Raw genomic sequence first — 12,338 nt, forward strand, 5'->3', positions numbered from 1 at the left:
GGGAGTACGGGTGGGGAAGGGGTGTGGGGCGGGATCTCGGTGCGGCGGAGAGTCAGTGGGAGAGGCCGGACAGCAGCTCCGCAAGCCGGTCCAGACCGGTGCGCAGCTCCGTTTCCGGCCCGCCGAATCCGATCCGGAGGTGCCGGGGGGCGTCGAAGCAGGAGCCGGGCACGACGAGCACCCCGTGCTCCCGCTCGAGGCGCTGCGCCAGGGCCGTGGTGTTGTCCAGGGACTTCACCAGCGGAAAGGCGGTGACCCCGCCACGCGGCGGCTCCGCCTGGACGAGGCCGTCGTGGGCCTCCAGCCAGTCGAGGAGCAGTGTGCGGTTGGCCTCCGCCTGGGAGAGTTTGGGGCCGAGCAGTTCGGATGCGTGCTCGACCGCATGCACGGCCACCGCCTCGACCAGGGGGGAGAGTGCAAGGCTCAGGTAGTCGCGCAGTCGCACACAGGCGGCGAGCACCTCCGGAGCGGCCAGCACCCAGCCGACCCGCAGTCCTGGCAGACCGTAGGCCTTCGACAGGGTCCCGAAGGAGACCGCGCGCTCATAGCGGCACACCGGCTCGGGCAGCGGCGCAGCGTCGTAGACCAGCTCGCGGAACGCGCCGTCCCAGGCGAGCCAGACTCCGCCCGCGGCGCAGGCCGCCACAATCGACTCCTGCTGCTCGGCGCTGACCGTGGCTCCGGTGGGATTGTGCGGAAAGTTCAGGACGACCATGCGGGTGCTTGGTCCGATCAGGGTGAGGAGTTCGTCGAGATTGTCGACCAGCCCCTCCTTTGTACGGATCTCCCAGCGGACCAGACGGCAGCCGATCTCCGCGGCGATCCGGTCGAGGGCGTGGTACGCGATGGTCGGCACCACCACCTCGTCACCGGGACGGAGCAGGGCGTGCATGGTCAGGTAGATCGCCTCGCTGGATCCCTGCGTGGCCATCACCTGGTCGGGCTGCACTCCGAATCGTTCGGCCAGGGCCTGTCGGAGCGGGGCGCTGCCGAGCGAGTGGCTGTCCCGGAAGATGATTCCGCCGAGAGCGGAGGCGTCCTGCCCGGCCAGGCCGAGCACCTCGTCCACGGTGTAGTTCTCCACACCGCTGCTGCTGATGTCGATCGGGGCTGTGAAGTACCGCTCTCTCAGCCAGTCCTCCAGGGGCGCCGGCGCGATGGTCATGAGGTCTCCGTCTCCAGTTCGGCGAGCAGTTCGTCAAGGTCGTCGAGGTCTTCGAGCCCGGCCAGTTCCGCCTGTTCCTGCACGATGCACAGGGCCAGGCCGGCGACTGTCGGCTCCTCGTAGAAGACGCGCAGCGGCAGTTCGGTGCCCAGTTCCTCCCTGGCCCGCGCGGCGAAACGAGCGGCCAGCAGCGAGTGCAGGCCGAGGTCGAAGAGGTTGTCGTGCACTCCGACCGCGTCGAGGCCGAGCAGTTCGCCCACGAGATCGGCGATCGACTGCTCCAGCGGAGTGCGCGGGGCCACCGCCTCGCCCCCGCCTGCCAGCTCCGCCCGGGTGGGCGCCGGCAGGGCCGCCCGGTCGAGCTTGCCGTTCGCGTTGAGCGGCAGCTGCGGGAGGACGACCAGGACCTCGGGCACCAGATAGCCCGGCAGTTCCTCGCGCAGTGCGGCACGCAGCGCCGCGCCGTCCGGCGCGACCCCGTCGGCGGCCGGGGTCACATAGCCGACGAGCCGCTTCTCCCCCGGCCGGTCCTCGCGCACCAGGACCACCGCATGGCCCACGGAGGGCTGCGCGGTCAGCCGCGTCTCCGCCTCTCCCGGCTCGATCCGGTGACCGCGGATCTTCACCTGCTGGTCGACCCGGCCCAGGAATTCCAGCCGGCCGCGGCGGTCCTGGCGGGCCAGGTCCCCGGTGCGGTAGAGACGTGCGCCGGGGATGCCGCTCAGATGGTCCGGGAGAAAGCGCGCCGAGGTCGCGCCGGGTCGGCCGATGTAGCCGCGGGCCAGTCCGGCGCCCCCGAGGTGGAGCTCGCCCGGGACGCCCGGCGGGACGGGGCGGCCGCTGCGGTCGAGCAGGTAGCAGCGGGTGTTGGGCAGCGGCCTGCCGATGGGAAGGGCGGTTGTCACCGGCTCCGCCCGCACCGGCTCGGTGGTGGAGGTGCAGCCTGCCTCGGTGATGCCGTAGACATGGACGAGCGGGACACCCCACTGCTGCCAGTCGGCAAGCCGGTCCGCCCGGACCCGCTCTCCGCCCATCGCGACGACCCGGAGCGAGGCCGGCGGCCTGCCGTCCTCCCGCACCAGCTGCTCCACCCACTCATGCCAGTACGCGGTGGTCAGCTCGAGCGCGGTGATCCGGTGGCGGTCCAGATAGCCGCCCAGGTCGACGCCCTCGGCGAGAATCCGGCTGCCGGGCAGCACCAGCGTCGCCCCGGCCGCGAGCACCGGCAGCACCTCCTCCAGCAGAACGTCGAAGCCGACCGGTGCGAGCTGAAGGAAGCGGTCCCCCTGGTCGAGGCCGAGCTTCTCGCGCATCGCCAGGGCCAGGTTCACCAGACTGCGCTGGTCGAACATCACCCCCTTGGGGCGGCCGGTGGTCCCGGAGGTGAAGAAGACACAGGCCAGACCGGAGGGATGGACCGAGGCGGCAGTCCGGGCCGGTCCTTCCTCCTGGGCCGTGGCGACCGGCACCGTGGCTCGGCCGGAGAAGGCCGGGTCACCCTCGCCGCGGCCTCCCTGACCGGTGAGCACCAGCGCCGGCGCTGCCGTCTCCAGCACCTGCTCGACCCGGGCGGTGGGGTGGGCCGGGTCGAGGGTCAGGAAGGCCGCTCCCGCCTTGAGCACTCCGAGCAGGGCGACGACCAGGTCCTCCGTGGCGCCCGCGTCCACCGCGACGACTGCCTCCCGCCCCACTCCCCGGTCCTGCAGCGCGGTGGCGCACCGGGACGCGCGCCGCTCCAGCTCGGCGTAGCTCAGGACGCGGCCCTGGCACTCCAGGGCGGGCGCATCGGGGGTGAGCGCCGCCCGCTCCGCGATCAGCTGCGCGATCGTGGCCTGCGGAATCTCCCGCGCGGTCGCGTTCCACTCCTGCAGCAGCGTCCGCCGTTCGTCCGTGTCCATCAGCGGCAGGCTTCCGATCGCGGTCTGCGGATCCGCGACCGCCGCTTCCAGCAACAGGACGAACCGAGCGGCAAGCTGGGCGACACCGGCGGCGTCGAAGAGGTCCGTGGCGTACTCGACCGTGAAGTCGAGGGTGTCGTCCGACTCCACAGCGGTGAACATCAGGTCCATCAGGCAGGTGTCCGTGCCCGAGCCCAGCGGGGTGACATCGAGCCCTTCGAATCCCGTGTCGGGCAGGGGGGCGCTCTGCAGCGTCAGCATGGTCTGGAAGAGCGGATGGCGAGCCGGGTCGCGCTCCGCACCCACGCTGTCGAGCACCCGGTCCAGCGGCACGTCCTGGTGGTCGAAGTCGGCCAGGGTCCGCTCCTTGGTGCGCCGGAGCAGTTCCGCGAAGGCCGGGTCCCCGCTCAGATCGCCGCGCAGCGCCAGGGTGTTGACGAAGCAGCCGACGACGCCGTCGAGTTCCGGCCTGGTGCGCCCGGCCACCGGGGTGCCGACGATGACGTCCGCTGCCCCGGTGAGCCGGGCCAGCAGCGTCTGGTAGCCGGCCAGCAGGGTCATGAACAGTGTGGCCCCGCGCTCGGCGGAGAGGCGGCGCAGCGCCGCGGTCAGCGCGGCGGGCAGCCGGAACTCGTGGGTGCCTCCTGCCAGGCTGGGTACTGCGGGCCTGGCCCGGTCCGCGGGGAGCTCCAGCACGGGCAGCGAGCCGCTGAGGCGGTCACGCCAGTGGTCGAGCTGCCGCTCCCAGAACGGCTGCAGCTCCTCGCTGGTCTGCCAGGCCGCGAAGTCCCGGTACCGGACCGGGAGCGCGGGCAGGGATCCGCCGTCGTAGAGCGTCCCGAGGTCGTCGACGAGTACGGCCATCGACCAGCCGTCCATGGCGATGTGATGCACATTCAGCAGCAGGACGTGGTCCCGGGGCGCCAGACGGAGAAGTTCCGCGCGGAAGGGCGCCTCATCCGCCAGGGCGAACGGCCGCACGGCGAAGGCCCGGACGCGTTCCGCCACCTCCTCCTCCGCGACCGGCCCGGTCACCGTCAGTGGGTGCTCGGGAACGGGCATGACCCGCTGTGCGGGCACCCCCTCCCGGGAGGAGACGGCGGTGCGCAGCACCTCGTGCCGCTCCAGGATCCCGCGCACCGCTTCGGCCAGGGCCTTCTCGTCCAGCGGCCCGCTGATCCTGACTGCCGCGGGCACGTTGTAGGCCGGACTTCCGGGAGCCATCAGGTCGAAGATCCACATGCGCTGCTGAGCAAAGGAGAGCGGCAGCTCGGATTCGCCGGCGACCGGGCGGATGGGTGGCGGCACCGACTCCGGCTCCCGGGTGCGCAGCCGCTGGACGAGGTCGGCCTGGGCCGCCACGGTCACCGCGCCGAAGAGGTCGCTCAGCCGGAGTTCGATCCCGAACTCGGCGCGCAGGGCCACCACCAGCCGGTTGGCCAGCAGCGAGTGCCCGCCCAGCGCGAAGAAGTCGCTGTGGACATCGTCCACCGGCAGCCCGAGGAGCTGCTGCCAGATCCCGGCCACCGCTGCCTCCAGCGGCGTACGGGGCGCCATCGCCGGAACCGCTCCCGCGGCCGTGCCGAGGACGGGCTCCGGCAGCGCGTCGTAGTCGACCTTGCCGTTGGCGGTCAGGGGCAGCTCCGCCAGCTCCGCCCATGCGGAGGGGACCATGTGCCCGGGAAGCCGCTCGGCGAGACAGGCCGCCAGCTCCCCTGGGTTCAGTGGCCGCCGGCCGACCCACCAGGCCACCAGGCGCTGTCCGGCCACGGGGTCCGGGCGGGCCGCGACCACAGCGTCGGCGACGTCGGGGTGGCCCAGCAGGGCGAAGGCCACCTCGTCCGGCTCCACCCGGAAGCCGCGGATCTTGACCTGGCGGTCGACGCGGCCGAGCAGTTCCACGACACCGTCCGCCCGCCACCGCGCCAGGTCGCCGGTACGGTAGATCCGCTCCCCCGCACGGTAGGGGTGCGGCCGGTAGCGGTCCGCGGTCTGCCCCGGGCGACCCAGGTATCCGCGGGCCAGGCTCCCGCCCGCGAGGCAGAGCTCGCCGACGACTCCCGGCGGGACCAGCCGGAGCTTGTCGTCGAGGACCAGAAGCTGCTGGTTGGCCAGGGGTGTTCCATAGGGGACCCGGCCGGTGACCGGCCCGGTCACCCGGTGGAGGTTGGAACAGATGGACGCCTCGGCGACGCCTCCCGCGTTGATCAGAGCGGCGCCGGGGGCGGCCAGGGCCACCATCCGGTGGAGGGAGGGAGGCATGACGTCGCCGCCGCACTGCACCACGCGGAGCGAGTCCAGCCTCCGGCCGTCACCCAGGGCCGCAGTCAGCAGTGCCTCGGCCCCGGAAGGCGTCATATGCCACCAGGTGATCCTGTGCCGCTCGACGAGGTCCACCCAGTGGTGCGGGTCGCGCGCGAACTCGTGCTCGGGTGTCACGGTCGCCGCGCCGACGAGCAGGGGGGCCAGGCAGTCGAAGACCGCCGGGTCGAAGGAGGGGGAGAACATACCGCTCATCCGGTCGCCCGGCCCGTAGCCGAGGACCCGCTCAAGACCGGCGAAGGTGTTGAGAATGCCCTGGTGGGGGACCCCGACGCACTTGGGGCGGCCGGTGGAGCCGGAAGTGAAGACGAGGTAGGCCAGGTGAGCGGGGAGGACACCGGTGGCGCCGGAGAACTCGGCCCCCTCGGGATCCAGGTCCTCGACCACCACCACGTTCGCGTCACCGGGCAGCAGCCGGGCGGTGGCCCGCTCCACAAGGGTCACGGCGGGACGGGCGTCGGCAAGCATGTCGGCGAGCCGGCCGGGCGGGTAGTCCGGGTCCAGGGCGAGGAACGCACCCCCCGCCCGCAGGGCGCCGAGCATGCCGGCCGGCAGTGCCGCACCGCGGCGGACACAGATGCCGACGGGGACGTCCGGGCCGACGCCGTGCCCGCGCAGCGCCGCTGCGATCCGCCCTGCCCAGGTCCACAGCTCCCGGTAGGACGTCTCCCGTCCGGTGCCGTCGATCACCGCGGGGGCTTCGGGGGTGCGGGCCACCTGGGCGGCAACGAGTTCGTGGAGGCATGAGTCCCCCGGCGCCTCGTCCGGAAGGGGATTCCACTCCTCGAGCGCCAGCCGAGTGGCCTCCGCGTCGAGGATCGGCAGCTCGAACACCGACGTCCGAGGGGCGGCGAGAGCTGCGGTCAGCAGCGTCGTCCAGTGGCCTGCCAGGCGGTCGACGGTCTCCGCGTCGAAGAGATCGGTTGCGTACTCGACGAACCCGATGAACTCGCCGTTCTCCTCGGTCAGCTGGAAGTCGAGGTCCAGGTGGGCGTCGCGGCGTGCCACGCGGACCGCCTCGACGTCGAGGCCGGTGAGGGCGGGCACGGTCGCGGGGGCGTTCTGGAGGACGAAGCCCACCTGGGACAGCGGGTTCCGCGAGAGGTCGCGTTCCGGGGCCAGGGCTTCGACGAGCCTGTCGAAGGGGAGCTCGCGATGCTCGAAGGCGTCCAGCGTGGCTTCGCGTACCCGGTCGATCAGCGTCTCGAAGCTGGGCTCGCCGGTGAGCGAGGTGCGGAGCAGAACCGTGTTGACGAGGCAGCCGACCAGACGCTCGGTACCCGGCGGCCGAGTGGCGGGACCCGTCAGAACGACGACGTCGGTATCGCCGCTGCAGCGGGCGAGGACGGCCTGGAGTCCGGCCAGGACCACCATGAAAGGCGTCGCTCCCGAGCGGCGGCTGTACTCCCGGACACGGTCGGAGAGGGCCGTGCCGAAGGCGACGGGAACAGTGGCACCGCGGAAACTGCGCACAGCCGGCCGCTGCCGGTCCGTCGGCAGCCCGAGGGCCTGGGGCGCCCCGGCCATCCGAGCCGTCCAGTGTCGGAGCAGCTGCTCTCCGTAGGGCCCGTCGAGCACCGCCTGACGCTGCGCCACATGGTCCGGGTAGCGGACGGGCATGGGCGCGAACACGGGCGTGCGCCCTTCGAGTCGCGCTGCGTAGGCCTGCGAGAGCTCGTCCATGAGCAGTCCGAACGACCATCGGTCGACCACGATGTGCTGCAGCGCGACGACCAGCATGTGGTCGTCGGGCCCGACGGCGATGAGCTCGGCCCGCATCAGCGGCCCCTTCGCCAGGTCGAAGCGGCGAGAGGCCGCCGTCGCCGCACGGTCCAACGCCCACGCGGCACGCTCCTCCGGGGTCCGGCCGCGGGCGTCGATCCGCTCCAGTTCGAACCGGCGCCGCGGCAGGATCAGTTGGACGGGGACCCCGCCCCGGGCGGGGAAGACGGTGCGCAGGGACTCATGGCGGTCCACAAGCACCTGGAAGGCGTTCTCGAGTGCGTCATGGTCCAGCCGGCCGCGCAGACGCAGCGCCGCAGCACTGTTGTAGACCCCGTCCGCGCCGTCCATCTGCTCGATCAGCCAGAATCTGCGCTGGGCGGCGGAGACCGGGAGGATCTCGACGGCGCGGACCGGGGCGTGTTCGGTCGTGGTCACGGAGGGCTCCTGAATCGGTGGGCACGTCGGCGAGGTCACTGGACGCCGTCCATCAGTGCGGCGAGCTCATCGGCGGAGAGGTCGTCGAAGGCGGGCTCCATGCCGGAGGTGAGGGTCTCCCTGGCCGGTCCGACGGCCTCCGGGCCGGCCGGGACGAGCAGCGGGGCGTTGCGCACCGCCTCCGCGAAGTCGCCCAGCGTGGACGACTCGAAGAGCATGCGCAGCGTCACCGCGCGGCCGAGTTCCCGCTCGATCCCGTCCACGACCTGAACGGCGATCAGGGAGTGGCCGCCGAGCTCGAAGAACTCGTCGTCCGGCAGCACCTCGTCGAGTCCCAGGACCTGGCCCCAGATCCGGGACACGACCTGCTCGGTCGCATCGGCGGACGCCCGGCGGGGCGTCTCCGCACCGGTCGCCGCGTCCGGCAGCGCGGCCTCGTCCAGAAGGCCGTCGCCGTCCAACGGCAGAGCGTCGAGAGTGATGAAGTTCCGGGGTGTCAGGGGGTCCGGCAGGCTGCTCCGCAGCTGGGCCCGCAGGTCCTCCGGCAGTTCTCCGGCCCCGGCGACGACATAGGCGGCGAGGGCGTCGGACGCTCCGGGGGTGCGCGTCGGTACGACCGCGGCGCAACGCACGCCGGGATGCCGGGCCAGCAGTGCGGCCGCCGGCAGCGGGTCCGCCGTGCGTCCACCGGTGCCGGCCGTGTCCTCGAGCGGCCCGGCCCACCGCAGCGCACCGTCGGCGGCACGCCTGGCCGACTCGCCCGTGCGGAGCACGGCGGGCTCGTCCGTCTCTCCCGGCTCGGACTGCCACAGCAGGCACAGCTCTCCGGGTACTCCGGGTGGCGTCGGCCCGCCCGCCGGGTCGAGTATGCGGACTCCTGTGCCGGCCAGGGGCGTGCCCAGGTCGGGCATGGTGCGGGGTGCGGCGGATGCCGCCTCCTCGCCGCCGGGTTCGTGGGCCAGCGCGTGGGCGCCGGAGCATTCGGCTCCGTACAGCGTCAGCAGGCGAGGGGCCGACGACGCATCGCTGCGCTCGAACCAGCGCTCCAACTGCGCGGGATGGACCGGTTCGCCCGAGAGCAGGACCCAGCGCAGCGGGCCTGCCGGATGCCTCGCTGTCAGCCCCTGCCGGAAGGCGGTCGGCCCGAGGCCGAGTACGGTGACGCCCTCCCGCTCGGCCGACGCCGGCCAGGACTCCGCCGACAGGCCGACCACCGAGCCGCCCGAAGCAAGCGCGGCCCAGAGTTCGCAGATCGAGGCGCCGTGGTCCAGCGGCCGGGTCAGCGCCCAGACGTCCTCCGGACCCGCGCCGACGCGCCCGGCCAGCGAAGCGGAGCCGGCGAGCAGGCGCCGCCCGGCGACCTCGGTGCGCTCGCTGCGCGCCGCGCCCGGCCGCGGACGCACCCGCAGCAGGGCCGCGCCGGAACCGGTCCCCACGGTGGGCAGCGGCGAGCCGGGCACCGTCTCGGGACTCTCGACGGCGAGTACCGCGGTCCCGTCCGACTGCCATCGGTCCGGGTCGGCCGACCGGTCCGCGACCAGGACCGGCGTGCCTGCGGGCAGGTCCTCCGTCTGGGAGGCGCGTGCAGGCACCCAGAGAGCCCCGGCCTTGAACGCTGCCAGCATGGCGACCACCTGGTCGGCGAGGCCTTCGACCAGAACCACCACGGGTGTGCCCGGACCGGCGCCGTGGTCGCGCAGCCGATGGGCCAACCGGTTCGAGGCGCCCTCCAGCTCCGCGTAGGTCAGCCACCCGCCGGGGCGGCGCACTGCAGGCGCTCCGGGATGCAGCTCCGCACGTCGGCGGACCGCGGTGAACAGCTCTTCCATGCCGGGCTCCGGAGCCTGCGCCGTGTCAGCGGCCGGTCGGCCCCAGGGCAGCCCCTCACGCAGCAGTGCCTCGCGCTCCCCGGCGTCCAGCAGCGGCAGGGCGCTGATCGGTGTGTCCGGCTCGGCGGCGCCCGCGCGCAGCACCCGGAGCCACTGCTCGACGAAGCGGCCGACCGTCGCCGCGTCGAACAGCTCGGAGCTGTAGTCCGCTGTGCCTTCCAGGCCCTGCTCGGTCTCGGCTGCCTGCAGATAGAGGTCGAACTTGGCCGTGCCGGTGTCCAGGGCGTCCACCTCGATGCGCAGCCCCGGGAGGGACAGGGCCGGATCCGGCATGTTCTGCAGAACCAGCAGGAGGTTGGCGAAGGGCGTCTGCCCGCCGGCCGCCCGCTCCGGTCGTACGGCCTCCACCATCCGTTCGAAGGGGATGTCCTGGTGCTCATAGGCGGCGAGTGAGGTCCGCCGCACGCGGCCCACCAGCTCACGGAAGGTGGGGTCACCGCTCAGATCGACGCGCAGCGGCAGCAGGTTGACGAAGAAGCCGAGCATCCTCTCCGTCTGCGGCTGGGTGCGGTTGGCGATGGGCGAGCCGATCACCAGGTCGGACATCTGCGACCAGCGGTGGGCGACTGCCGCGAACCCGGCCAGCAGCACCATGAAGAGCGTGGCCTCCTCGCTGCGGGCGAACTCGCCGAGGCGGGTCGCGGAGGCCTCCGGGAGGTTCCAGGGCAGCGACGCGCCCGCGACGGACCGGTGTCCCGAGTCGGGACGGTCGGCGGGCAGCTCCACCACGGCGGGCGCCCCGGCCAGCTGCTCGCTCCAGTAGGCCAGCTGCCGCTCCAGCGGTTCACCGCTGAGTCGCTCGCGCTGCCAGAGGGCGAAGTCCGGGTACTGAACCTCCGGTTCGGGCAGCGGTGGAGCGTCCTGCGGATAGCAGTGGGCGATCTCCTCGACCATCAGGGCGAGCGACCAGCCGTCCGAGATGATGTGGTGGATGGCCAGCAGCAGGACGTGCTCCTGCGACGCCAGCCGCACCAGGCGGGCCCGGAGCAGCGGCCCGCGGGCCAGGTCGAAGGGCTCCTGGGCGATCTGCTCCCCCAGGTCGGCCAGCGCGTCGCGGCGCTGGTCCGGTCCCAGGCCCGAGAGGTCGCTGAGGGGGAGGTCGATCTCGGCCTGCTCGCCGATCACCTGGACCGGCTGGCCGTCCCGCTGTACAAAGGTGGTCCGCAGCGCCTCGTGGCGTCGGACGACCGTGCGCAGGGCGCGGATGAGGGACTCTTCGTCCAGTCGGCCGGTCAGCCGCAGCCTGGCGGAGATGTTGTAGAGCGCGCTCGGGCCCGCGAACTGCTCGAGGAACCACAGCCGCTGCTGGGCGAAGGAGAGCGGGGCCGGCCGGTCGTCGCCGCGAGGCGCGATGGTTCGGGCGGTTCGGCCGCTCCGCAGACCGCGTTGGCGGAGCAGCTCGGCCAGGAGCTGCCGCTTGTCCGGGGAGAGGGCCGCGGTCGGGGTGGACTGATCCATGGAACTTCCTGGGGCAGTGGGCGGGCAGGGGCTCCGGGTCAGCGACCCGCGTGGTGCGGCAGCGGGAAGTCCCGGCACAGGTCCGACACGGCGGCGCGGACCTTCGCGGCGGTCCGGGCGTCGAGTGCGGTGCTCCGCCCGCTGGTCGGGGCGAGGGCACTCAGCACCCGGTCCACCAGGGCGGCGCACAGTCGTATCACGCGGGCCCATGCCGCGCAGCGCCAGGGTGTTGGTGCCGAACCTGATGCCGCTGGTGACCCGCGGCCCGTGGGTGTCCCCGGGTATGACGTTGCGGTTGACGACGATCCCGCAGGAGGCCAGGGCCTGTTCGGCCGCGGCGCCGGTCAGGCCGAGCCGTGCGACGTCAAGGAGCACCATGTGGTTGTCCGTCCCTCCGGTCACCAGCCGGTGGCCGAGCGCGCTGAAGGCGTCGGCCAGCGCCTGCGCGTCCTCGCGCACCAGGGCGGCGAGGGCACGGAAGCGCGGTTCGGCCGCGGCCGCGAAGGCCCGTGCCTTGGCGGCGACGGCCCCCAGGTCGGGGGTCCCCTGCAGGAAGGGGAAGGTGCCGTGCTGCATCGCCTGCGCGAGCGTCCGGCTCTGGCCGGGCACCGGCTCGCCGGCGTCCCTGCCCAGCAGGATGAGTCCGCCGCGGGGCCCGTAGAGCTGCTTGTAGGTGCTGGTCGTGGTGATGTGGGCGTGGTCCACCGGGCTGGGGTGCTCACCCGCCGCCACGAGTCCGGCGATGTGCGAGATGTCCGCGAGCAGGAACGCGCCCACGCTGTCGGCGATGGTGCGGAAGCGGGCGAAGTCGATCGTCCGCGGATAGGAGCTGGCTCCGCACACGATGACCTTCGGCCGGTGTTCGCGCGCCGCACGTTCCACCGCCCGGTAGTCGATGAAGCCGTCCCGGTCTGTCCCGTAGCCGAAGGATCTGAAGTAGCGGCCGGTCACCGAGGCCGAGGAGCCGTGCGTGAGATGCCCGCCCGCGCTCAGCTCCATCCCGAGCAGCGTGTCCCCGGGCCGCATCAGGGTGCACAGGACGATCTGGTTGGCGGTACTGCCCGAGTGCGGCTGGACATTGGCGTAGCGCGCGGAGAACAGGTCCCGTGCGCGCCGCACCGCGAGCTCCTCGACCTCGTCCACGATCTCGCAGCCCGCGTGGTACCGGTTCCCCGGATAGCCCTCGGTGGTGACGTTCCCGATCGAACTCCCCGAGCAGGCCAGCACGGAGGGGTCCGCGCTGCTGGAGGCGGCCACCATCATCAGCGTGTCCCGCTGACGCTCGTGCTCGCGCCACAGCAGTCCGTGCAGCTCCGGATCCTGCTCCTGCAGTTGCTCCGCCCCACGCTGCGCGTGGCGGGCGAGCAGCCCCGGATCGCCGGCCCCGGCCGTCGCGAGCGCCGGCTCCTGGGTGATCGTCAACATCGTGTGGTCTCCTCTGAGAGT

The 12,338-nt window shown here is 72.9% G+C and carries 3 protein-coding genes; all 3 read right to left on the reverse strand.

From position 1 onward, the window contains the following. Positions 1 to 52 precede the first annotated feature (52 nt). From vioD to AB0761_RS04995, 3 genes are read right to left on the reverse strand one after another with little or no spacing between them, the layout of a single operon-like run. Positions 53 to 1,165, reverse strand: coding sequence for a capreomycidine synthase (gene vioD, locus AB0761_RS04985; RefSeq protein WP_377267727.1), 1,113 nt, complete (start codon positions 1,163 to 1,165; stop codon positions 53 to 55). Next, positions 1,162 to 7,545, reverse strand: coding sequence for an amino acid adenylation domain-containing protein (locus tag AB0761_RS04990; protein WP_377267728.1), 6,384 nt, complete (start codon positions 7,543 to 7,545; stop codon positions 1,162 to 1,164). Before AB0761_RS04990 ends, vioD begins: the two co-directional genes overlap by 4 nt. 35 nt (positions 7,546 to 7,580) lie before the next feature. Next, positions 7,581 to 12,317 (reverse strand): serine hydroxymethyltransferase, encoded by a 4,737-nt coding sequence (locus tag AB0761_RS04995; protein WP_377267729.1) that lies wholly within the window; start codon positions 12,315 to 12,317, stop codon positions 7,581 to 7,583. Between the last annotated feature and the right edge of the window lie 21 nt (positions 12,318 to 12,338).

Source organism: Peterkaempfera podocarpi, assembly GCF_042466665.1.
GTDB classification, from domain to species: domain Bacteria; phylum Actinomycetota; class Actinomycetes; order Streptomycetales; family Streptomycetaceae; genus Peterkaempfera; species Peterkaempfera podocarpi.